The organism is Bradyrhizobium sp. RP6 (assembly GCF_003837805.1).
Taxonomy (GTDB): domain Bacteria; phylum Pseudomonadota; class Alphaproteobacteria; order Rhizobiales; family Xanthobacteraceae; genus Bradyrhizobium.
The window spans coordinates 324,442-347,667 of sequence record NZ_RQIT01000002.1; the positions used below are offsets into that span (position 1 = coordinate 324,442).

At 61.9% G+C, this 23,226-nt stretch carries 20 protein-coding genes; 12 read left to right on the forward strand and 8 right to left on the reverse strand.

Features of this window, described 5'->3' with window-relative positions:
- Nucleotides 1–193 precede the first annotated feature (193 nt).
- The 3 genes from EHH60_RS06340 (at nucleotide 194) to EHH60_RS06350 (ending at nucleotide 2,801) form a co-directional block, all read left to right on the forward strand.
- The gene (locus EHH60_RS06340) at nucleotides 194–808 is read left to right on the forward strand and encodes a transglutaminase-like cysteine peptidase (protein WP_124158609.1); all 615 of its coding nucleotides are present in this window, start codon (nucleotides 194–196) and stop codon (nucleotides 806–808) included.
- Nucleotides 809–1,102: 294 nt separating this feature from the next.
- Nucleotides 1,103–1,663: a GlgC family sugar phosphate nucleotidyltransferase gene (locus EHH60_RS38760; protein WP_158626719.1), complete on the forward strand. Its 561-nt coding sequence runs from the start codon at nucleotides 1,103–1,105 to the stop codon at nucleotides 1,661–1,663.
- Nucleotides 1,664–1,682: 19 nt separating this feature from the next.
- The gene (locus EHH60_RS06350; RefSeq protein ID WP_124158611.1) at nucleotides 1,683–2,801 is read left to right on the forward strand and encodes a UDP-N-acetylglucosamine pyrophosphorylase; all 1,119 of its coding nucleotides are present in this window, start codon (nucleotides 1,683–1,685) and stop codon (nucleotides 2,799–2,801) included.
- Here the strand turns inward: EHH60_RS06350 and EHH60_RS06355 are convergent.
- Together EHH60_RS06355 and EHH60_RS06360 are read right to left on the reverse strand one after the other, a co-directional pair.
- Nucleotides 2,791–3,540, reverse strand: coding sequence for an IS3 family transposase (locus EHH60_RS06355; protein ID WP_124158612.1), 750 nt, complete (start codon nucleotides 3,538–3,540; stop codon nucleotides 2,791–2,793). The genes EHH60_RS06350 and EHH60_RS06355 overlap by 11 nt on opposite strands.
- A 94-nt stretch (nucleotides 3,541–3,634) precedes the next feature.
- Nucleotides 3,635–3,970, reverse strand: a complete 336-nt coding sequence (locus EHH60_RS06360) for an H-NS histone family protein (protein WP_124158613.1) — start codon at nucleotides 3,968–3,970, stop codon at nucleotides 3,635–3,637.
- Between the two features lie 1,311 nt (nucleotides 3,971–5,281).
- Here EHH60_RS06360 and dusA point away from each other — a divergent pair.
- Nucleotides 5,282–6,274 carry a tRNA dihydrouridine(20/20a) synthase DusA gene (gene dusA / locus EHH60_RS06365; RefSeq protein WP_124158614.1) on the forward strand — a complete coding sequence of 331 codons (993 nt, stop codon included), beginning with the start codon at nucleotides 5,282–5,284 and terminating at the stop codon, nucleotides 6,272–6,274.
- A 5-nt stretch (nucleotides 6,275–6,279) separates the two neighbouring features.
- Here dusA and EHH60_RS06370 read toward each other — a convergent pair whose 3' ends face one another.
- From EHH60_RS06370 to EHH60_RS06390, 5 genes are all read right to left on the reverse strand, one after another.
- On the reverse strand, nucleotides 6,280–6,834 hold the full coding sequence (locus EHH60_RS06370) for a TIGR02281 family clan AA aspartic protease (RefSeq protein WP_124158615.1): 555 nt from the start codon (nucleotides 6,832–6,834) through the stop codon (nucleotides 6,280–6,282).
- Between the two features lie 28 nt (nucleotides 6,835–6,862).
- The gene (locus EHH60_RS06375) at nucleotides 6,863–7,066 is read right to left on the reverse strand and encodes a DUF1289 domain-containing protein (protein WP_124158616.1); all 204 of its coding nucleotides are present in this window, start codon (nucleotides 7,064–7,066) and stop codon (nucleotides 6,863–6,865) included.
- 44 nt (nucleotides 7,067–7,110) lie between these two features.
- Entirely contained in the window at nucleotides 7,111–8,706 is a 1,596-nt protein-coding gene (locus EHH60_RS06380) for a sensor histidine kinase (RefSeq protein ID WP_124158617.1), read from the reverse strand.
- Between the two features lie 160 nt (nucleotides 8,707–8,866).
- Nucleotides 8,867–10,258, reverse strand: a complete 1,392-nt coding sequence (locus tag EHH60_RS06385) for a sodium:proton antiporter (RefSeq protein ID WP_502697397.1) — start codon at nucleotides 10,256–10,258, stop codon at nucleotides 8,867–8,869.
- A 238-nt stretch (nucleotides 10,259–10,496) separates the two neighbouring features.
- Nucleotides 10,497–11,369, reverse strand: coding sequence for an NAD(P)-dependent oxidoreductase (locus EHH60_RS06390; RefSeq protein WP_124158618.1), 873 nt, complete (start codon nucleotides 11,367–11,369; stop codon nucleotides 10,497–10,499).
- A gap of 183 nt (nucleotides 11,370–11,552) precedes the next feature.
- Here EHH60_RS06390 and EHH60_RS06395 point away from each other — a divergent pair, with 183 nt between their 5' ends.
- From EHH60_RS06395 to EHH60_RS06420, 6 genes are all read left to right on the forward strand, one after another.
- Entirely contained in the window at nucleotides 11,553–11,990 is a 438-nt protein-coding gene (locus EHH60_RS06395) for a VOC family protein (protein ID WP_124158619.1), read from the forward strand.
- A gap of 53 nt (nucleotides 11,991–12,043) precedes the next feature.
- Nucleotides 12,044–13,180, forward strand: a complete 1,137-nt coding sequence (locus EHH60_RS06400) for an Mrp/NBP35 family ATP-binding protein (protein ID WP_124158620.1) — start codon at nucleotides 12,044–12,046, stop codon at nucleotides 13,178–13,180.
- Between the two features lie 204 nt (nucleotides 13,181–13,384).
- Nucleotides 13,385–14,473, forward strand: a complete 1,089-nt coding sequence (locus EHH60_RS06405; RefSeq protein ID WP_124158621.1) for a TRAP transporter substrate-binding protein — start codon at nucleotides 13,385–13,387, stop codon at nucleotides 14,471–14,473.
- Nucleotides 14,474–14,638: 165 nt separating this feature from the next.
- Nucleotides 14,639–15,727, forward strand: coding sequence for a TRAP transporter substrate-binding protein (locus tag EHH60_RS06410; RefSeq protein WP_124158622.1), 1,089 nt, complete (start codon nucleotides 14,639–14,641; stop codon nucleotides 15,725–15,727).
- 333 nt (nucleotides 15,728–16,060) lie between these two features.
- Complete coding sequence (locus EHH60_RS06415; protein ID WP_124158623.1) at nucleotides 16,061–16,411, forward strand: YunG family protein; 351 nt, start codon at nucleotides 16,061–16,063, stop codon at nucleotides 16,409–16,411.
- A gap of 423 nt (nucleotides 16,412–16,834) precedes the next feature.
- Complete coding sequence (locus EHH60_RS06420) at nucleotides 16,835–18,061, forward strand: CHAT domain-containing protein (protein WP_124158624.1); 1,227 nt, start codon at nucleotides 16,835–16,837, stop codon at nucleotides 18,059–18,061.
- Between the two features lie 10 nt (nucleotides 18,062–18,071).
- Here EHH60_RS06420 and EHH60_RS06425 read toward each other — a convergent pair whose 3' ends face one another.
- Nucleotides 18,072–18,365, reverse strand: coding sequence for a hypothetical protein (locus EHH60_RS06425; RefSeq protein ID WP_124158625.1), 294 nt, complete (start codon nucleotides 18,363–18,365; stop codon nucleotides 18,072–18,074).
- Between EHH60_RS06425 and EHH60_RS06430 the strand changes: the two genes are divergently transcribed.
- Both EHH60_RS06430 and EHH60_RS06435 read left to right on the forward strand, forming a co-directional pair.
- Complete coding sequence (locus EHH60_RS06430; protein WP_124158626.1) at nucleotides 18,348–19,694, forward strand: hypothetical protein; 1,347 nt, start codon at nucleotides 18,348–18,350, stop codon at nucleotides 19,692–19,694. The two genes, EHH60_RS06425 and EHH60_RS06430, sit on opposite strands and share 18 nt — an antisense overlap.
- Before the next feature lie 86 nt (nucleotides 19,695–19,780).
- Complete coding sequence (locus EHH60_RS06435; RefSeq protein WP_124158627.1) at nucleotides 19,781–23,122, forward strand: DUF7379 domain-containing protein; 3,342 nt, start codon at nucleotides 19,781–19,783, stop codon at nucleotides 23,120–23,122.
- The last annotated feature ends 104 nt before the right edge of the window (nucleotides 23,123–23,226 follow it).

Below are 23,226 nucleotides of genomic sequence, written 5' to 3' on the forward strand. Positions count from 1 at the left end.
GTAGTTGATTGTCCACTGGCGGGCCGGGTCCTTTGGTCCGCGCTGGATTAATTAATCGCTCCGTGATTTTTGTTGATAATTTTATCAAAATTAATATCCTTAAATACGAGAAGATGGTTAATCGCACGGTTCTGGCCATGGCTTTGCTGCGACCGGATCCGAACCTCAATGGTGCTTGCAAGGGGATCGGCAGATGTATCGAGTCTCCGGCTCCGTCTTGATTGCAGCGGTCGCCATGATGGTCGGAGGTGCCCCGTGGCCGGGCGCAGGGCGCCTGGCGATGGCCACGACTCCTCAAGCAGCACCAGTCCGCATCAAACTCGGACGGCCCACGCTTCCGCCTCTGACGTACACGATGTTCTGCCAGCGCTATGAGGCCGAATGCCGGTCGCGGCGAGGCTTCCGGGGCGGTCCGGTCCGGCTGACGGGCGAGCGGTGGTTGGAACTGTTGGATGTCAATCGCATGATCAATCTGGCCATTGTGCCGGTGCCCAACGACCAGAGCCTGGCCGACGAGGCGTGGAGCATCAATCCCGATCTTGGGGACTGCAATGACTACGCCGTAAGCAAACGTCACGAACTCCTTCGGCGTGGCTGGCCGGCGCGGGCCCTGCTACTGAGCGAGGTCATCGTTGGTTCCGGACGGCATCATCTGGTGCTGCTCGTCCGCACCCTGAGCGGCGATCTCGTGCTCGACAATCTCGCCCTGGAGATCAAGCCCTGGTCGGAAGTCCCCTATCGCTGGCTTCGCGTGCAAATGCCGAGCAGTCACCAGCTATGGGCGACGATCGACGGCAAAGGTACATAATCCTGACCGCGCGAGCAAAATGCGAATCATCCTTTCCTTGCCAATGGTAGCACAGGGGGGCGGTTCAGGACCCCCCTCGAGGGCTTTCCATTCGGTTCCGGAGCGATCTGCGGCTCTGTGGCGGATTATGGAGCCCCTGTCGCGACATCAGGCGCTCCAGATCAGTCCTCCGAAGCCCTTCTGGTTATCTATTGCCTCGCAAATCATGGTAGAGACGCTTAGGGTCGGCCGTGCGAGCCTTGGCGCGAGAACTGAGAGACACCAATGCGACCTAGTGACTTGTTTCACTCCCCCATGGACGAAGAATTCGAGAAATGGCTATCGAAGTTTGCGACGCTCGAAGATCTATTTTCCTCTCGGGATCAGCTTTACGCCAAGCTCGGTCGTCAGCAGATCGAAGGGACCATCGAAGACCAGGCCATTGTGACGGGGCTCGTCTACTTGGGTCCGAATAGTCACGTCAAATCGGGGGCCGTTCTAAGCGGCCCTCTGATCGTTGGCCCGGACTGCGTCATTGAATGTGGGGCGACAATTCTCGGCAGGTCATTCATTGGGACAGGATCACAGCTTCGAGCCGGGTCATTCGTTTCTGATAGCATAGTCATGAATCGCTGTACTCTTTGCGAGAACTCCGTTGTGCAGAACTGCGTTCTCGGGTCTGACGTATTGGTCAGAGCGGGGTGTCTCGTGGGAGATGCAGCAGCTGAAACGCCAGATCGGGTGGCATTCGTCGGCGACGGAGCTAGATTGGGTCTTGGGGCTATAATCTGCCCGGGCTCGATTGTGGCTTCATCCGACAAAGTCGCGGCAGGATCCATCGTTCGCAATCCTAAGGGATCCGAGGTCTACTTTTAACAAGTCAGATGCGCTACAAATGAAGAAGCTTTCGCTTGTCGACCGACTTGAGCGCCTTGCTGAGAAGGGCGTAAATCTCGTTGATCCCCGCCAAACATTCATCGACGATGAAGTCCAACTGGATCGCATTTTTCCGGGATCTGTACTGTTTCCGGGGACCCGCTTGCTAGGGTATGGAACCGTTGTTGCTCCTGGCGCAAAGCTGGGGACCGAGGGACCGGCAACCGTTGTAAACTCGATCGTTGGAGAAGATGCGGAAATTGCCAGCGGATTTGTCACCGACTCGGTGCTTCTTTCGAAAGCTAGAATAGGCTCGAGCGGGCACGTTCGCGGGGGTACTCTCCTTGAAGAGGAGGCTTCGACTGCTCATGCGGTCGGCCTTAAGCACACGATCCTGACGAGCTTCGTAACACTGGGTTCGCTCATTAATTGTTGCGACTGCTTCATTTCAGGGGGGCGCTCAAGGTCCAATCACACGGAAATCGGTAGCGGGTTCATTCATTTCAATTTCACCCCGTGGGGAGAAGCCGGCGACAAAGCAACTCCCTCGCTGATTGGCGACGTTCCTCAAGGAGTCTTTCTCAGGCAGGAGCGAATTTTCATAGGCGGCATCAGTGGGATGGTCGGCCCTAACCGCATAGGCTACGGCACCTTCACTGTTGCCGGACAGGTCATACGTTCGGATGTTGGAGCCAGACGAATCCATGCCGAAACGCTGCGCGGAATCGACGCTCCTTGGACCTTCGAAGCAAGAGGACTCTCTGGCCCAAGAGTCGAACGAAACCTAGAATACGTCGGCCAACTAGCGGCCCTTCGCGCTTGGTATGTTGCGGTACGGAAAGCACGCTTAACTGGCGAGCAGAGACAGTCTCATTTGGGGATGGCGATGGATGCAGCGATCCATCTCATCGATAGCAGTATGTCGGAGCGGTGGTTCAGGCTTGCTCAATTTCTTGGAGTCAGCACTCTGCCTGCCATGCAACTCCCCTCAATTGCATGTCCGTTGGCAATAGAGCCAAGCTCCATGAGCCATGTGGAATGGCTGCGGACCCTGTCTGACGACGCGATTAATGCCGGTACAGATTGGTTGCAAGCCATCGTGCAACAGTTTGTTCGAAATAATCAAATTAGCACTTAGAATCATCACGCTGCAGACAGGTTATGCAGAGACGAAAGTTCAGTCGCGAGTTCAAGTTCGAGGCAGCGAGGTTGTCGTTGTAATCGGCCTTGCGGCTTATCGATGCGACGATGCCGGCAGGTGAGAACTGCGATAAGCGTGTGAGCTGCACACAGCGGTCGGAATGATGGATCAATCTGGTCTGCGGACGTTGCTGGTTGATGGCTATCGCCAGCGCCGCCGATGCGAGTTCGACCTGCATATGGTCTTGCATGGCCCAGCCGGCAATCTTTCGGCTGAATAGATCCATGACGGCCGCCAGATACAGCCAGCCCTCCGCGGTCGGAATGTCGGTGATGTCGGCGAGCCAGACCCGGTTCGGGGCGCGAGCCGTGAAGTCGCGCGCGATCAGGTTCGGTGCGATCGGCAGATTGTGGCGGTTGTAGGAGGTGCGGACCCGACGAGGCGGCGCCATGATCGCCCGAATGCCATGCCGTTGCATCAGCCGTTCGATCCGGCCACGGCTTGCGCCACGTCCCTGGCTGCGCAAGACGGCGTGGAGCGGGAGACTGCCGTAGCGTGCGCTGCTGACTTGATGGACTTGCCGGATCGCGGTCGGGAGGCTGGCATTGGATTTGGTGCGCTCACGCACTGGGCGATCGCGCCAAGCGCAACAGCCGGCCGGCGAGACCCGCAGGGGCGAAGGCGGCGCTAGAGGGGCGTGCGGCCCGAACCGCGCTGAGAAAGTCCGGCGCTGCAAAAAGCATCGTCACGGCGCGCGCGTAACGGCCGTGCCGCCCACGAGCCCTGAACACCGCCGCCGCCCTAACGATATGGTCGGATGTTCAGCCCGTTCAGCGGCGCTTTTGTCGAGATGGGCGGTCGATTAGGAGATCATTCAGCTTCTTGCCTGCTCGAAGCTGGGCCTTCAGCCATCGGGGCTGCTTGCCGCGACCGGACCAAGTTTCGGATGGATCCCTCGGGTTCTGGTATTTCGGCAGCACTGGGGGGTAGGGGCGGCGAGGACGTGCCTCGTTCTGGGTCGGAGCGGCCGTCCCCTCAATCCTGCGAAGTCGCTCTTCGAGCTTGGCCTTTTCCGCGGTCATTCTGCGACCAAGAACGGTCGTGACCTCATCGTAGAGTTGCCACAGCTCAGCTGTGGACACGGATGCCCAGTCCTCGTTCTCCATGAAAGCCGCCCAACTAGCTCCGAATCGAAACCGGAGTGGGGATTATCAGGTCAAACCAGGGTCCGGCAAGCTCGATCCACTCGCGCGCCTGCGCCGGAACGTGGTGGTGGGACTTACCGGCTGGGCCCTTGCTTTCGAGCGAGGGGGCGCCCCCCAGGCGCCCTCCGTCCGCGGGCTCGTCGTCTGGGTGCAAGCAACCGCTGCTCGGCCCTAAACACGCGACTACGCAAGTTCTGCAATTCAGTGAATTGAATGATGAGCGCTTGATGATTTTGACGCAAAACAGCCGCAGAATACATGTGACCACCTAATCGTTACAAGATCACTTTTGACCGCTTGGCAAAAAACTACGTCGGACGGTGAAGGTGCCGATCTGCTTTGCCGATCAGCGTTCAACGGTCCCATAAATTGAAACAGAAGCCTTTGTCGATTGTGATGCTTTCTGTTGGCCACCTCCATTGAAATCCCACGCGTGAGAAGCGTCACGCTCCTCAGCGAGCTTCAGCGAAACTTCGCTGAATGTTAGATTTAAATTGCGATTGTGGCTATATATCCTCGGCAATAATCGAGGGGATGATAAGATGAATTTCGATCCTAATACATCTCTGCCAAAATTTTTTGACACAACCACTTAAAATTGTCAATGTCGGAAGAATTCGTGGTCCCGCTCTCCAGCGAAGCCCGCATTCATGAGGTGCTGCATGCATTTCCAAAACAAGTTACACTGCCGCGGCTGATAAGGCCGCAGCAGGTGCCACGCTTTGAAGTTGTGTATTGGTTTTATGGTTAAGGTGCGTCACGCGTTTCAGTAGGGACATCGCCGGAATAAAGCGGCGCCGTGCAGGTTTTGATTCTCGGGCTGAGGAAACATGCGCCGCATCAGAATTGTCATCGCGGATCGGCACCCGATCGTCTTGCAAGGTATGCGCAGCGTCCTTTCCGCGCAGAGTGATCTTACGATCCTGGCCCCTCGCGGAGATGCAGCAAGCTGCAGCGAGGCAATACGGCTTCTTGTTCCGAACGTCGCGCTGGTAGATGCTGCGATGCCTAATATCGGTGTGCCCGGCCTTCTTGCTCTGGCATGAACGTGTGGCAATGTATTCGTTTTTCCTCCTAACCTGAACGCGCCAGCTTCCCGATCTGACTTTTATAAACGTTGGCATTGCGTGTGAACTCCACCCCGATTTCGTGTGCGCTACGTGTGCACCGGGAGATCAAATGCGGTACAAACGTGTGCAATTTTGGCTAGTTTGGAGTGCACACCTGTGCACGTGTTCCTGTTCTAGTCCGTTGAAATGATAGGATAAGTAGTTGGAATATCAAAGCTATCGGTTTTCCGTGGCGCCCATGATGGATTGGACGGACCGGCATTGCCGGGTGTTCCATCGTCATCTGTCGCGGCGGGTTTTGCTTTATACGGAGATGCTCACCACCGGCGCCGTCATTCATGGCGATCGGCAGCGGCTGCTCGGGTTCGATCGTTGCGAGCATCCGGTGGCGCTTCAACTCGGCGGCTCGGATCCGCGCGAACTCGCCGAGGCTGCGCGGATCGGCGAGGCGTTCGGCTATGACGAGATCAACCTCAATGTCGGCTGTCCGTCCGATCGCGTGAAGGATGGCCGCTTCGGTGCCTGCCTCATGGCAGAGCCGGAGCTGGTGGCGAGGTGCATTGATGCGATGAAGCGCACGGTCGCGATTCCCGTCACCGTGAAGTGCCGCATAGGAATCGATGAGCAGGACCCGGAACTCGCGCTTGATGCGCTTGCACATGCGGTGGTCGACTCCGGCTGTGACGCGCTGATCGTGCATGCCCGCAAGGCCTGGCTGAACGGGTTGTCTCCGAAGGAGAATCGCGACGTTCCCCCGCTCGATTATGACCGCGTCTATCGCCTCAAGCGCGCAATGCCCGATGTGCCTGTCATCATCAACGGCGGCATTCTTGGTCTCGAAGAGGCGAAGGTACATCTCCAACATGTCGACGGCGTGATGCTCGGCCGCGCCGCCTATCAGGAACCGTGGCGGCTGCTCTCCGTGGATCGGGAGATTTTCGGCGAAGCGGCGCCGCATGCGACCATGCAGGATGCACTCGAGGCGGTGATGCCCTACATCGAGCAGCAGCTCGCGCGCGGAACGCGACTGCACGCGATCACGCGGCATTTCGTCGGCGCATTCCATGCCGTACCGGGCGCGCGGGCCTTTCGCCGTCATCTGGCGGAGCAAGGGGTGAAGCCGGGCGCTCGTCTCGAGGTGTTACGCGATGCGATCGCGCGCGTCGCTGCGCGCGCGCCGGCGGAGGCGGCGTAGGTCAGCTAGTCGACTGCCGTGCGCGAGCGGCGATGACTGCGCTGGAGTTCCGGATAGCCGGTGAGCATCAGCTTGTCGGCGCGCACGCCCCAGCTCTCAAGGCGGTCGAGGAAACTCATGCCGAGCAGATTGGTCTTCATCTGGCCGCGCTGGACAACGAGGGCCGGCACCGACTTCTCGACGAGATGGCCGACGGCGAGACGGTCAAGCGTGAGCCGCGCCGCCTTGGTGTGGCCGCCCGCGGTCTCGAGATCGACGTCGTATTCAAGCATCTCGATCGGTAGCCCGATCGCCTTTGCGGTTTCCCAGGTCAGCACCACCGACGTCGCGCCGGTATCGATCACCATCGGCGCGGTAACGCCGTTGATCTTCGCACGCAGCGTGAATTCGCCGCCCTGTCCGCGGGGGATCTGGACGGCCGGCGCCGGGGCGGCGGTCTGTCCGCGGAAGATGTGCGAGACCTTATGGCTAGCCCGCGCGATTTGGTCGGGGTCGCCATAGGCGACGACGGCACCTGCCGTGCCGGCGAGCATGACCAGAACGAGCAGGAAGCGGATCATCCTGCGCCCCCGAGGGCCCGCAGGCGGATCAGATGCGTTTCGGCGATCCCGCGATGGGCGCAAGTCCAGCTGCCGTCATGCGCGCCGGCAAGAGGGCCATGATCGCGAGCCGGTCCGCGCTTTCCATGGCATGCCAGCGAGCGATCTCGGGCAAGGTCCGGCCGCACCCGAAGCACAGCTTGGTCTTTGGATCCATCATGCAGACGGCGACGCACGGTGTTTCTTTGCTCATTCGGACATAGTGAGGGATCGTCGGACATCTCTGCAAGCATCTCGTTAAGAGCCTGTGCCCGCGCTCATGATCGGTTTATGGCGCGGCCGGCGTCTCTCGTCGGGCAGGACGGAACTCTCCGGCTGGAGCGGCGGGGAATCATCCGATAGCGGGGCAAGCGCACTCATCACACGCTCCGGCGGGAAGGTGACGATCACCTCGGTGCCGATGCGCAGCTTCGATTTCAGCGTGAACGTGCCGCCATGCAGGTCGATCAGGTTCTTGGCGATCGGCAGGCCGAGGCCGGCCCCCTGTTCGGCCGACTTGATCGAATTGGAGCCCTGGCCGAACGAGGCGAGCACGACCGGAATCTCATCCTCGGGGATGCCCGAGCCGGTATCCTTCACCGAGAGATACTGTCCGCCCGAGGCGGTCCATCCCGCCTTGAGCCAGATCTCGCCGCCCTGCGGGGTGAACTTGATCGAGTTGGAGAGCAGATTGAGCACGACCTGCCGGATCGCGCGTTCGTCGGCCCAGAGCCGCGGCATGGCCTGCTCGAACACTTCGTGGATGGTGATGCCGCGACTCGAGGCACGCAGCTTCATCAAATGATGGCAGTCGGCGACGATGCCGACCAGCGACACCGCTTCCTCGTTGAGTTCGTAGCGGCCGGCCTCGATCCGCGACAGATCGAGGATTTCGTTGATGAGGTTGAGCAGGTGCACGCCTGAATTATGGATGTCGGCGGAATATTCCTTGTAGACCGGCACCGCGTGCGCGCCGAAGATCTCGCTCTTCATCACCTCGGAGAAGCCGAGGATGGCATTCAGCGGCGTGCGCAGCTCGTGGCTCATCTGCGCGAGGAAGCGCGACTTGGCGACGTTGGCGGCTTCGGCACGGTGGCGCGCTTCGTCCGAGATCGCCTTGGCCTGTTCCAACTCGCCGATCAGCGCGTCCTTCTCTGCGCGCGCTTCCAGCGTGGCGAAGGTGGAGGAGTGCAGGCGGTGCGCCAGCAGGACGAAATAGCCTTCGGCGGCAAGCGCCAGCGCTGCCAGGATGTAATTGTCCAGCGAGCCGGTCACTGCGAAGCTGAGCGCCATCGCGACCGCGACCGGCGCCGTGGCGGCAAGGGCTGCGATCGGAAGGTTGGCGGCGAGCATGCTCGATACTGCGATCACCAGCAGCATCAGGAACATCATGAGCGTTTCCGTGACCATGTCGAGCACGGGATGGATCAGGATCGCCATCCAGCACAGGCCATAGAGCAGGTCGAGCACGACGAAGCGCGTCCGCCATGCGCGGGTTGCCGCGGGCGAGGCAGGCTCGGTCAGGAAGCGCCGGCAATTGCGGATCATGGCGGCGTGGATGCAGATCATGCCGACGGTCCAGGCCGCGGCCGGGATCGGCTGCATCCATAGCCCGAACAGCACGCCGGTGGCCACCACCAGCAGCATCACGACATAGGAGGCGGATAGCCGCGTCTGGGCATATTGCCGCAGCATCTCGGCATCGAAAGCCGGCCGGGTTCCACTGGTCGACGTTAACTTGTCCCGTGCCTCGCGCACCCGCTGCGCTGCAGCCCTTCGGCTGCTCGCCGATGGCGCGCTCACCGGCTCGGCCGGCAGCTGCACAACCTCGGGCTTTTCAGCGGGGTTACTCATCAAGCAACACGATTCCTGCCCACGCCGGGCGCGGGACTTCTGCGTTGTCTATCTCTGGCAAGAAATCCTTAAGAGCTGACTTAAGGAGCTAAAGAATTACGTTAACCCGGCGTTAATTCATGCTCGGTCCCGACCTCCGCCTGCGGAACCCGCAGCACGTTCACCTGAAGAAGACGAGCGTGACCAACGCGAACACAGGCAGCAGCAGGACGGAAGTCCAGGCCATGTACCCGAAGAAGCCCGGCATTGCGACGCCGCCCGCTCGCGCGATCGCGTACACCATGAAGTTGGGCGCGTTGCCGATGTAGGAGTTTGCGCCCATGAACACCGCACCTGCGGAAATCGCGGCAAGGGTGAGGGCGCCGTTCGTCATCAGATGCTTGGCGTCGCCCCCGGCAAGTTCAAAAAAGACCAGATAGGTCGGCGCGTTGTCGAGAAACGATGAGAGCAACCCGGTCAACCAGAAATAGGCGGCATTGTTCGGCGTGCCGTCGGCGTTGGTGACCATGTTTACGACGGAGGCAAACGCACCGGATTTGCCGGCGTTGAGGATCGCAAGCACGGGAATGATGGTGATGAAGATGGCGGCGAACAGCTTTGCCACTTCGATCATTGGGCCCCAAGAGAAGCCGTTCGCGTCGTGGTCCTCCTTCGAGGTGACGGCAAGCGATGCGAACACGACGCCAATCATCACGGCATCGCGCAGAAGGTTCTGCAGCTGCAGGTGCGTGCCGAGAACCTCAAATCCGCCGAGGTCGAGCTTGGCGCTCAAGAGGATCGCAGCAATGATGACTCCCATCAGAACGAAGTTGAGGCCGCCGCTGATCCGCAAGGGATTGTCCGGAGTTGGGTCCGGTTTGACGCGGCCTTCCTTGCGATAAAGATAAGCATCGATGCAAAAGAACAGGGCGAGCAGAATCCACGCCACGAACGTGGTCTGCGGGAACAGGTGCGTCGTCGTCCAGAAGAAGTCCACGCCGCGCAGGAACCCTAGGAACAACGGCGGATCTCCCAGGGGCGAGAGCGAGCCGCCGATGTTCGACACCAGAAAGATGAAGAAGATGACGACGTGCGCGTTGTGCCGTCGGTCGTCATTGGCGCGGATGACCGGACGGATCATGACCATCGACGCGCCGGTCGTGCCGATGACACTCGCAATCAGGGTGCCCAAAGCGAGCAGCATCGTATTCAGAACCGGGGAGCCGTGAAGATTGCCGCGCACCACGATTCCGCCGGCCACAGTGAACAGAGCAAGGAGCAGCAGAATGAAGGGGATGTATTCGAGCAGCGCAGTATGAACGAGCGCCTGGATGGTTGGAAGCGGGCCGTACCAGACGGCAAGCGGCAGCACGATCAGGGCAGCCCACATCGCGGCAATCTTGCCCTGGTGGTGCTCCCAGAAGTGAGGCGCTGCGAGCGGAAATATCGCGATCGACAGCAACATGCCGGCGAAGGGGAGCGCCCATTGCGGGCGAATGCTCGTCCCATCGAGCGATGCGGCGAGCGCCTGCGAAGGTAATGCAACCAGGATCAGGAGCGCGATCGGGAGCAGGCGAGCAATGAGGCCCGATCCCCGCCGACAGGCACCACCCGCGGCAATCCCGGCGAATCCCGGTCGGAGCTCCGGCGCGACGCCGACGTAGGCGACAACGAGGATGGCGGCGATCACGCTAAGCAAGGCTCCCCCAGAAGTTTATGATTATTTCGGTTCGCGCGTTTTGGACTTCGTCGCGGCCGGGGTCGCGACGAAGCACGATGCTGCACGGCCCGGACGAGGCCGTAACAGGGTCTCAGCGTTGCAGGCGTGCAAGCAGGCTCGACGTATCCCAGCGCTTGCCGCCCATCTTCTCGACTTCGGCGTAGAACTGGTCGACCAGCGCGGTGACAGGCAGGCTGGCGCCGTTGCGACGGGCCTCGGCCAGCGAGATCGACAGGTCCTTGCGCATCCATTCGACCGCGAAGCCGAAATCGTACTTGTCCTCGTTCATGGTCTTGTAGCGGTTCTCCATCTGCCAGGATTGCGCGGCTCCTTTCGAGATGGTCTCGATCACTGCGGCGACGTCGAGGCCACTCTTCTTGGCGAAGTGGATACCCTCGGACAGGCCCTGCACCAGACCGGCGATGCAGATCTGGTTGACCATCTTCGTCAGCTGACCGGAGCCTGCGGGCCCGAGCAGCTTGCACATCCGCGCATAGGCGCCTGTGATGATCGGCTCGGCGCCCGAATACGCGTCCTGGGCGCCGCCGCACATCACCGTCAGCACGCCGTTCTCGGCGCCGGCCTGGCCGCCGGAGACCGGGGCGTCGATGAATTTGAAGCCGGCCTTGGTGGCGGCTGCGTCCAGCTCACGCGCGACCTCGGCGGAGGCGGTCGTATGGTCGATGAAGGTCGCGCCCTTCTTGATGCCGGCAAACGCGCCGTCCGGGCCGATCGTGACCGCGCGCAAATCGTTGTCGTTGCCGACGCAGCACATCACGAAATCCTGGCCTTCGGCGGCGGCCTTCGGGGTCGGTGCGGTCTTGCCGCCGAACTTGTCCGCCCATTCCTTCGCCTTCGCCGCGGTGCGATTGTAGACGGTGACCTCATGGCCCCCTTTTTTCACGAGGTGTCCGGCCATTGGGAAGCCCATCACGCCGAGACCGAGGAAAGCGACTTTAGCCATGTGTGGTACCTTGTCCGTAGTTTGGGTTTTACGGTTCTTGCCAGGCGAGGGCGCCTGGGTTCCGCGGTGAGGGCGGATTGGAGGCGCACCATAAACCCTTGAGGCCGGAGGGCAACGGCTTCGTTTGGCCGGCCCCTGTGCTAGGATGGCGCCCGAAGGACTTCAAAACAAGGGAGCGAAAGCATGGGCGGCGTGAGCGTTGGCGTCCTCGATCATTTCAACATCCGGACCCGGAATCTGGCGGAGACCGTCCGCTTCTACGCGGACGTACTGGGTCTGGAAAAAGGCGCACGGCCGAATTTCGCCTTCCCGGGCGCCTGGATGTACAGCGAGGGTAAACCCGTGGTGCACCTCGTCGACATTTCTGCGACCGCCGAGCCACAAAAGCCGGATTCCGGCGTTGTCCACCACGTTGCCTTCGTCAGTCGCGGCTTTGACGGCATGAAGCAGCGGCTGGCATCCAAGGGGATGAAGTTCGAGGCCCGCCAGGTGCCCGGCGGCGATCTCTGGCAGATTTTCGTCCACGACCCCAATGGGGTCATGATCGAGCTGAATTACGAGGCCGCCAGGGAGCAGGGGGCTGCGCCCGCCGAGAAGGCTGACGATATCGGCAGGCAGTAGCCTTTTGGGCGTTTCCGCTCTAATGGGGCATCCTCAACTCTAGGAGATGCGCTTTGAGCGTGACGCAGCAACAGGTTCTCGACAGCCTCGCCAGGGTCAAGTCGCCCCGCGGGGTCGCGCTCACTCATGCCGATGTGCTGAGCGCGATCAGCGCGTCCGACGGCAAGGTGTTCTTCTCGATCAACGTGGATGCCGCCGAGGCGACGGCCTGGGAATCCGTCCGGGCCGAAGCGGAGGCCGCGGTGCGCGCCATTCCCGGCGTCACCACCGTCATGGTGGCGCTGACAGCCGAGCGCAAGCCGGGCTCCGCGCCGCCGCCACCCCCGCAGCCGAGCCGCGGCACGCCGGGCGTGCAGCCGGCCCATGCCCACAAGCCGCCGCAGGGCGGCGGGTCGCCGATGGCGCGGCAATCGGAAATCCCGGGCGTTGCCGCCGTGATCGCGGTCGCCTCCGGCAAGGGCGGCGTCGGCAAGTCGACCACCGCGCTCAATCTGGCGCTCGGCCTGCGCGACCTCGGCCTCAAGGTCGGGCTGCTCGATGCCGATATCTACGGCCCCTCGGTGCCGCGCCTGACGGGCCTGCGCGACAAGCCGGAGCTGAACGACGAGCGCAAGATGATTCCGCTTCGGCGTTTCGGCCTCGCCATCATGTCGATCGGCTTCCTGGTCGAGGAAGAGACCGCGATGATCTGGCGCGGCCCCATGGTGATGTCGGCGGTGACGCAGATGCTGCGCGACGTCGAATGGGGCAAGCTCGACGTGCTGGTCGTCGACATGCCGCCGGGCACCGGCGATGCCCAGCTCACGCTGGCCCAGAACGTGCCGCTCAAGGGCGCCGTGATCGTCTCGACCCCGCAGGACCTGTCCCTGATCGACGCGCGGCGGGGGCTTGCCATGTTCAAGAAGGTCAACGTGCCCGTGCTCGGCATCGTCGAGAATATGAGCTACTTCCAATGCCCGCATTGCGGGACCAAGTCGGACATTTTCGGCCATGGCGGGGCGCGGCATGAGGCGGAGAAGCTCGGGGTGCCGTTCCTCGGCGAGATCCCCCTGCACATGGCGATTCGCGCCACCTCGGACGCCGGTAATCCCGTCGTCGACAGCGAGCCGGACGGTCCTCATGCGGCGATCTACCGCGCCATTGCAGGGCAGGTTCGGGACCAGCTGAAGGGCATCATCGCCGCAGCCTGAACCGGCCGGCCGCAAGCCCCCTCGGACATGCGACTTTTGTAGAGCCCCGTCATGCCATTGTCGCGTTCCGTAACCGTGCTGTCCGTGTTAAAGGCGCACGGCAGTCAAGCCCCTTCGGTTCGACGCGACATCGACGCGTCGCCGGAATGAGCGGCGGCATAAGAGAAGTTAAGGGGAAACGCCCCAGCAAGGAGAGACCTGAATATGAAGCGTCGTGATTTTCTTAAAGTGTCGGCAGCAGGCGCGGCGGCGACCGCAGTGGCCTCGCCGGCGATCGCGCAATCCTCGCCCGAGGTGAAGTGGCGCCTGACTTCGAGCTTTCCGAAGTCGCTCGACACGATCTATGGCGGCGCCGAGCAGGTGTCGAAGTACGTCGCCGAGATGACTGACAACAAGTTCCAGATCCAGGTGTTCGCCGGCGGCGAAATCGTCCCCGGCCTCCAGGCGCTCGACGCGACCTCGAGCGGCACGGTCGAGATGTGCCACACGGTCTCCTATTACTACGTCGGCAAGGACCCCACCTTTGCGATCTTCGCCTCGGTGCCGTTCGGCCTCAACGCGCGCCAGCAGAATTCCTGGCTCTATCAGGGCGGCGGCAACGAGCTCGCCAACGAGTTTTTCAAGAAGTCGAACGTGATCGGCTTCCCCTGCGGCAACACCGGTACCCAGATGGGCGGCTGGTTCCGCAAGGAGATCAAGACCGTTGCCGACCTCTCCGGCCTCAAGATGCGCATCGGCGGCATCGCCGGCCAGGTGCTCCAGAAGGTCGGCGTGGTGCCGCAGCAGCTCGCCGGCGGCGACATCTATCCGGCGCTGGAGAAGGGCACCATCGACGCGGCCGAGTGGGTCGGCCCCTACGATGACGAGAAGCTCGGCTTCGCCAAGGTTGCCAAGTACTACTACTATCCGGGCTTCTGGGAAGGCGGTCCGACCGTCCATGCCTTCGCCAACCTGGAAAAGTTCAATGCGCTGCCGAAGAACTACCAGGCGATCCTCACCAACGCGACCGCCCATGCCAACACCTGGATGGCTGCGCGCTACGACATGCAGAACCCGGCCGCGCTGAAGCGCCTGGTCGCCGGCGGCACCCAACTTCGCCCGTTCACCAACGAAGTGCTGGAAGCCTGCCTCAAGTCCACCAACGAGCTGTGGGCTGAGATCTCGGCCAAGAACGCCGACTTCAAGAAGTCGATCGACGCCATGCAGGCCTACCGCTCCGACGAATATCTGTGGTGGCAGGTCGCCGAATATACCTACGACAGCTTCATGATCCGTTCGCGCACACGCGGCTGATCTGCGGCTTAAGTCGTAAGACGGATGGCCCGGCCTCGCTCGCGAGGCCGGGCTTTTTCTTTGCCGCAGTGCGATCACGATGGCATTCGGCCGCGGCTTGCGTCATGCTTGCGGCAAGCCTCGACAAGAAGGCCCACAATCACTGGTACATCAGGGCAGGAAATCATGAAGAGAAGAGACTTCATCAAGGTCACAGGACTTGGTGCGGCCGGCGCCGCCACGCTCGCCGCTCCCGCGATCGCGCAGTCGATGCCGGAGATCAAATGGCGCATGCCGACGAGCTGGCCGAAATCGCTCGACACGCTGTTTGGCGGCGCCGAGATGATGTGCAAGATGGTCGCGGAGGCGACCGACAACAAATTCCAGATCCAGATCTTCGCGGCCGGCGAGATCGTGCCGGGCCTCCAGGTGCTCGACGCCGTCCAGAACGGCACCTGCGAGATCGGCCACACCGCGTCCTACTATTATTTCGGCAAGGATCCGACTTTCACCTTCGGCTCGGCCGTGCCGTTCGGTCCCAACATGCGCATCAACCAGGCCTGGTACATGCTGGGCGGCGGCCGGGACGTGCTCAACGAGTTCTACAAGGGCTATAACGTCGTCTCGCTGCTCGCCGGCAACACCGGTTGCCAGATGGGCGGCTGGTTCAGGAAAGAGGTCAACACGCCCGACGATCTCAAAGGCATGAAATTCCGCATCGGCGGATTCACCGGCCGCGTGCTCCAGAAGCTCGGGGTGGTGCCGCAGCAGCTCGCCGGCGGCGATATCTATCCGGCGCTGGAGAAGGGCACCATCGACGCCGCCGAATGGGTCGGCCCCTATGACGACGAAAAGCTCGGCTTCTACAAGATCGCGCCGCACTATTATTATCCCGGCTGGTGGGAAGGCGGGCCGATGCTGATGGCCTTCGTCAACCTCGACAAGTGGAACGCGCTGCCGAAATATTACCAGAGCGTGCTGGAGCAGGCCGGCCACTACGCCAACAACTACATGATGGCGCGCTACGACAACGCCAATCCGCTGGCGCTGAAGAAGCTGCTCGCGGGCGGCACCAAGCTGCATGCCTTCTCGCCCCCGATCATGGATGCCTGCTACAAGGCCGCCAAGGAGCTGCACGCCGAAGTCGCTGCGACCAACCCCAACTTCAAGAAGGTGAACGACTCGCTCGCCAAGTTCACGAGCGACGGCTACGCCTGGTTCCAGGTCGCCGAGGTCGGCTACGACATCTTCATGGCGCGGCGTTCGCAGAGCTGATCGCACCATCCGTCGCAGGCAGCGCCCCGGAGCGAAGGCTCCGGGGCGCTGCTGTTTGCAGGGGTTGAATCAAAACCTGGAAAACAACCCCATGCACAGTAGCCAACGCTTGATACGGCTCGGAAAAAATCGGCGGTCCAAGCGGCCTTCACGCAGGCGGGGCCGATGCTCCGGTTTGCGGTAAAATCCATTCCGGAACCAGCCGATCGATGGACCGTTTCGCCCGGCAGCCCCTCGACCAGGAGCAGTTTGACCTGTCGGGCAAAACAGGAGTAGAAAGCAATTATCGAATAATCCGAAATAGAGTTTGTCGATGCCCGCCTGGAGACAACGATGAGCTTCGATCCCGACGATATTCAAAGGACGTTGCGCAAGGCGTGGTCGTTGTCGACCGCACGCCAATGGACGGCGAACAATCCCGCGGCCGGACAATGCAACGTCACCGCTCTGCTCGTTCAAGAACTCTTCGGCGGTGATTTGCTGAAGACGCCTCTGCCGGCCGGCGACCATTTCTACAACAGGATCGAAGGCCGGAGGTATGACTTCACGGCCAGCCAGTTCGATCAGCCGATTGTCTACAAGGACCTGCCGACAAGTCGCGCCGAGGCAGAGCTGGGAGCAACGCGCGACCAACTGGCTGAGCTGAGAGCCGCATTCCAGAACCATCATACGAAGTCAGGCTAGCGCCGAAACCGGGCATCGACTGCGTCGCCGACGCAGGCGTGTTTCACAGTGATCACCAAAGCGAGAGGTGTGAAGCGGCTCACAGTGATGTCGAGAGAAATCCGCTAGATTTCGGGAAGCCAGCGAGCTTTCCTTGATTGCGCCGACCGACGCCGTGCGGTGCGCCGCTGCGATCAGGACCGGAGTCAAGAAGAAGGCCCGCGCGAACCCCGAGCTGTGTGTCTTGGCGGGCAGAACGCCGGCTGCCAAGATGCGGAGAATGATATCCGAAATAGCGGTTGTGGCCTGCACCGTTTCCAAGGTGCGGAGCGCGGAAATGTCGTGGCACGACGCGCTCCACATGCGATGTGGGCCTTGCTGACCGCCCGGGACTTTTTTGCAGGGCGCCTTTTGCGCTGATAGTGCGCGGCTGAGGATTGCGTCGTGGCGAAGGTCGTTTTCAATCTGACCATTGAGGATTGTGGCGAAGACCATTGCCGCATTGTTGCGGAATACAACTCCTCGAGCCGCGAGATCGAAGTCGAGAAGCTCAAGCCGAGTTTTCGCCAGAACCTGAGACCGCTGCAGGAAGCGATTCTTCAGAGTCCTGCCGCGCGCAGCGCCGAGGCCGCGCTACGCCCGCGAAACCTGGATGCGGCCGCGTCAAATGGCGGCAATGAAGCAAGACCCGCCATCCGTGATGCTGCCGGTGCCTTCACTTCGGGATCGGACGAGCGAATTGTCCAGGAAATCGGTTCGCAACTCTTCGACTTCATCTTTCAGCGAAAGATCCTCGAACTCTACCAGGAATGTTTCCAGGCAGCGCGAAGAGGCGACGAGCCGTTCCTGATCCGCTTGCGAGTCAGCGATCCCGCGCTCGCCTACGTGCCCTGGGAAACGATGTATGACAAGAGGAACCGCTTCTATGTGACGACCTCCCAGAGCACACCGTTCACGCGTGCCGTCGATGACTATGGCGACGAACGCCGGGTGAGCGCGGCAAGGCCGATACGGGTGCTGGGCATGGCGGCGAGGGTCAAGGTTCTCAACGGATTCCCGCTGGATGAGATCGAAGTCGATGCCGAGCAGGTCGCGATCAAGAAGGCACTGAACGATTTGAACGACGGCAAGAGACTGAAGCTGTCCTGGATTCCTTCGGCCAAGGCGCGCGATCTCAACCGTCGTTTCCTGAGGGGAGATGATGGCAAGCGGTGGGATCTGTTTCACTTCATCGGTCACGGCGGACACGATCCGGATCGGCAGATGGGCTTCATCGTGGTGCAGGAAGAGGGGGGGGCGAGCGGGATCCGGCTGTACGCCGACACATTGAGAATGTTCCTCACCCAGCCTGGCCAAACGCCGAGCCTCGTCGTTCTGAACTCCTGCAGCGGGGCGCAATCCGACGGTTCCCTGTTCTCGAGCACCGCCGCCGAGCTCATTCAGGGCGGCGTGCCCGCGGTGATCGCCATGCAGTTCGAGATCAGCGACAACATGGGGCTCGCCTTCGCCGATACGTTCTACACTTATCTTGCCGACAACGTATCGATTCAGGCCGCTCTGGCGCATACGAGGGCCGAATTGAAGGCGCGGCATTTCGCCGAATGGATTTCTCCGGTCCTCTACATGCGCGGCCTCGACGGTGAAATTTTCGTGGACCGAGCTGGACCCTAGCGGATGTTCATCAATGTACGGCTTTGACCCGTCCGTCGTTGCTCTCGGCCTCGGTGCGATCGCGATCTGCATCGTCAGCGCGATCGACTTTCACGCCCCTTTCGAAACCGAGGAGATCCGCTATGCCGTGATGCGTGATCGCTACTATTTCGCGGTCCTCGCCTACGTCACGATCGCCGTTGTCTTCTATGTGTTCATGGTCAGCCAAATCCGCTGGCTGACCAATCAGCTCTATCCCGGACGCGGCGCCGGCCTGCTCGTTGCCGTGCCGGCGACGATCGCATTCATGGTGCTGGCGCCGCACCTGCCGATTCTATCCCGGGTGATCGGATTCCTGAGAACCATGATGCAGACGCTGACGCGCTACCCGCAGGCCGTGGAGACCGTCATCGTGGCCATCGCGCGTTCGCCCATCCGGGTGACGGAGCGGGCCAAGCCGGAGTTGCAGCGCGAGCTCGAGGGATATGGCGTTCCCGCGAGGCTGATCGAGAAGGCGCTCAATCAGGATGACGAAGTGCTTGCCGTCGGTGCGACGGCCATGATCATGCAGGTTGCTTCCCTTCACACCAGTTTCGTCGAGCTGCGCGGCAACCCGCGCTTCGCGAAGTTCTTCCGCGCGCGGAAAGCCGCGTTTGACGAGCTGGAGAGGCAGTATCGGCGAATGCTGCGGCGCTCGGCGCGGGCCCTCCTGCTGACGGAAGACATCATGGTGTCGGATGTCGACGCGCGGGAGCTGGTGCTCGAGATCTCCGATTTTATTGCGGAAGAGTGTGAGGATCTGCGGGTCGCATACCAGCGTCGCCTGGCCGAGGCGACCTTGTCGGTCGTCGACAGGCGCGATTCCCGGACGGAGCTGATATCCAGCTTCGGGTATCAGACCGTTCTGCCCCAGCCATTGCCGTTTGCGCCCCTGGTGACGATCTTCGCCCTCGACTTCGCTGTCTCTGTCGCGCCGCTGTTCTTCCTCGATCTGCCGAAGAAGTTTGCGGTTGGTTCTCTGGCCGGAGGCCTCTCGTCCCTCGCGCACGCCGTAGCGCTGACGATCTCGATCTTCTTTGCAATCTATCCGAAGGCCTCGACGAACTTCGCGCGCCCCTCGCTCTACGCGTTGCCCTGGAGCTCTTACGTGGTCTTCGGGGCGTGCTCCTATCTGGCCGGCAACTTCATCCTGTGGATGACTTACAGCACGATTCCGATCGCTGAAGGCTGGCTGGCGAGGAATCATCCGTTCGCGGCGAGTTCGCTGTTCTCCCTGATCTTCCTGTTCAACACGCTGGTCCTGAGCATTCTTCTCGACGTGCGGCTCAGGGCGGATCGACTGGATTATCACGAGGCGAGACTGAGGGATGGTGCGACCCATGCGGTGGTCATGGCGTCGCTGATGTTCAGCCTTCTCGTCAGCTTCGTATTGGTGACCAGAGCCTTTGGTCTGGAAATGCCGATCATCCCGCTGTCATGGTACGCCGGCATCGTCGCGTCGTTCGGAATTCTCGGCTTCGTGATCGGATACCTCGTGCCCTCGACGGCGGAAGCCTACATCGAATCCAACAAGCTGATCCGGAAGTCGTCGGCGCTCGATGGCAGCCTGCTCGGTTGGGCGGCGCCTGCGTCGCAGTCGACTGTCAAGCCGTGACCTCGCGCTGTCGGAGGGGCGCGCGTCGTGCGCCCCGCTGCATGTGAAGGACGTCATGAAGAACGCATCTGCACAGGGGGAAGGACATGGCTGTCATTGAGGTTGCAAGCGGGATCGTGGTTCAGAGTCCCGACGATGTCGAAGTCAGGGTGGTTGGGGACGGCGCTGCCCGTCGGGGATTGCGCCGAGCCTCCACCAGCCAGATGAGGGGCACCGATCATCTCAAGAGGGCGCTGTCGGCGTCCGACTTCACGATCGCGGCCGAGGTTGAAATGGCGCCAACGCGCCCTGGTATGCGCGCTCTGCGACGGGACGCGCAGACGCCGACGCAGATCGAGGTCGAGGTCGGCCCGTCCGAACGGGCGATGGTGCTGATCGAAGGGGCGGGCGGCGTCTATGCTTGGAGCTACCCGCAGCAGGTTGCCCGTCCATCGCCGCAACGCGGCGGTCGACAGGTTCTGGTGTTCCCGCTGACGACCGAAACGGGCGGCGCCCGCGGAATCGCCACGGCACGCGGCAAGCGCGGCCCGGTTCTCGACTGGGTCTCCGACAAGCTGATCGATCCGGTCCGCGCCTATGTGCTGAAGTTCGTCGCCAGAACGGCCGTCGATGCGGCGACCGACTATATCGAGGGAGACCGGGAGGAGGGGATCGTGATGATGACCGGGCTCGATCCGGCAGCATGGATCCCGTCGCAATCCGAGCGGCCCCGCTTGCCGCAGGATCACCCGCTCAAGATCCTGCTCATGGTGCACGGCACGTTCTCGTCGACCGCGGGTGGCTTCGCGCAGCTTGCCGGTTCCGAGAGCGGCCAGGCATTTCTTTCGAGAGCCAACCAGCACTACGACGCCGTGCTCGGCTTCGACCACAAGACCCTGACCGCAACGCCCGGCCAAAATGCAGCCGCTCTTGTCGCGGCGTTGCAGGCGCTGGGAGTCCCGGAAGGGTCGTCGATCGACGCGGTCGTCCACAGCCGCGGCGGGCTTGTCTATCGCATGGTGGAAAATCGGCTTGCGGAGCAGCGACCGGACATCCGGCTGGGCAGGGCCATCTTCGTCGGCTGCACGAACGCCGGGACGCATCTTGCCGAGCCCGAGAACTGGGCGGCGATGATCGATCTCTACACCAACGGGATCATGGCCGGCGTCCGTGCGGTTTCATACCTGGCGGGAGGGGCTGCGTTGAGCTCCGTCGTGGCGCAGGGGATCAAGACTGTCGGCCGCTTCGTCCAGGCGTTTTCGGAAGTCGCCATCGACGAGCAACGGGTGCCCGGACTTGCCGCGATGCGGCCCACGAGTGACCTCGTCAGGGAGTTGAACGAGGCGGCCGGTCCTCTCGACAAGCTCGCGACCTATTATGCGATCACTTCGAATTTCGTCGCGCAGATCGAACCCAGCAAGGGGGTGACGAGGGAGTTCGCCGAGTTCATTGCCGACCGCGTGACAAATCGCCTGTTCCGGCTCGACAACGACCTGGTGGTGGATACCTCGTCGATGACCTCGTTCGGGACCCGCGGCTCGCGCCTCGCGGCAGACGCGACCTTTGCTTTCGGCAACACGGACGACGTCTTTCACACCACTTACTTTGCGACGGATGTCGTTCCGCTGAAGTTGAGTGAATGGCTGGGAGTTGGCGCAGCTCGCCTCGGCGAGCAATTTGGCCTGGCGCGGACAGTATCGCGCCGGGCGACGCGGAGAGCGGCGTTTCGCGACGAACACTCGCTGGGAGCCGTTCTGCCCTCGCCCCATCTGGAGAGCCTCGAAGCCGACTCGATGTCGGACACAACTACGCTGCGACGAACGCCAACACGTGCTGCTCCTGCGGCTGCATCGCCTGTGCCGAGCCAGGCGTCTGTCGCAGAAGAGACGCCGCCCTTGGCACCTTCTCCTGATGCAAGAACCGCCGCCTGCTATTTTGCGGCAGAGATCGAGTCTCATCCGCCGCCCAGGAAGCCGGTCCCGCTGTTCGTCACGGTTTCGCGCGAGAGGATCCAGGCTGCGGAAACGCAAACGTCCAGCGCCTCGGGGACCCCGGTCAATATCGACCCGTCCCGCGCCATCGTTGTTGAAGTCATCGCGCGCAAAAACTGCCGGGTCCTCGGCGAATCCAGTGCAGAGATCGACACGCCGCGGGAACGACGGGCGGAGGCGCTGCGGTTCGTCGTGGAAGGCGTTGCCGAGGGCGCAGCCGACATCCTTGTCGAAGCGCGGCAGGGCCCGCGCATTCTGGCGTCCTTCACCCTGGCTCCCGTATTCGTCGATGCAGAAAGCAAGACCTTGCGCCGGAGCCAGGCCGGGCTGGCCATGGCGGCACGTCCGAATGAACCGGCGGTGCTGAGGATCTACGAGATCGTAGATAGCGGCAAGGTGACGCTGCGCTTCGATCTCGCCTGCGTCGACCCCAATATCGCAGTTTCGGAATCGCGCACCCTTCCCGGGGGGTTCTCGCGCGACGTCTACGTTGCGGAGATCTTCAAGGGCATCGAGACTTCCTGGCTCGCGACCAACCGGTTGTATGACCAGTTTCTCGGGCGCCTCCAGGCAAACGGAATTGTCATGGCGAACGAGTTGTTGCCGGACAAGATCCGCGAGGCGTTGTGGACCCATCGCGAGGCGATCCGTGCGATCCAGGTCATCTCGGAGGAGCCGTTCATTCCCTGGGAGCTGCTTTACATCAATGATCGGAAGTCCGGACAGGCCGGCAAGGGATTCCTCGCCGAATGGGGGCTGGTCCGCTGGCTGCACAGCACGCCATGGCCCGGTCCGAACCTTGCGATGCGCAGCGATCGCGTCAACTACGTGATCCCGGCCTATCTCGATCCCGCCCTGCGGCTCGAAGGCGCCGATGCCGAACGCGAGATGCTGGCCAAGCTGTTCGGCAATCCCCGCGAGGTCCCGGCCGACAGCATCTCGGTGACGGGCTTCCTCCAGCAGAATGCCAAAGACTGCGACGTTCTGCACTTTGCCTGCCATGGCGAGGCGGCGCAGCGGGCGGTCATGACGGCCGACCTGTTGATGGCCGGATCCAAGGTGGACGGCGGCTTTGCGCAGGATTCGCTATCGGCGGATCAGGTCAAGGCTTTTGCCCGCTTCGCGCAAAGCGGACCGAGACCAACCATTTTCATCAATGCCTGTCAGACCGGGCGCTCGGGGCGCGGTCTCGGTGGAGGTGTCGCCGGCTTTGTCGATGCGTTTCTGCGGCCGTATTCCGAACTCGGCGCGGGCGCGTTGGTCGGAGCGCTTTGGTCGGTGGACGACAAGCTCGCCTACAGTTTTGCCGAGGCGTTCTATCGCTCGCTCAAGGACGGAAACGTGCTGGTGGATGCCGTCCGAACCGCTCGCGAGGCAGCCAAAAGCCGGAAGGAACTGACCTGGCTGGCCTATTCCGTGTACGGCAATCCGTTTGCGCGTGTCGAAGGCGACGCTTAGATCGAGCAGGGAGTATTCGGTCCAGCGGCCGGATGCCGGCCCGCCGTTCTGGGCCGCGTGAGGACGGGTCCGATCGGCTTACACGAGCCTGACATCGAGGCGAT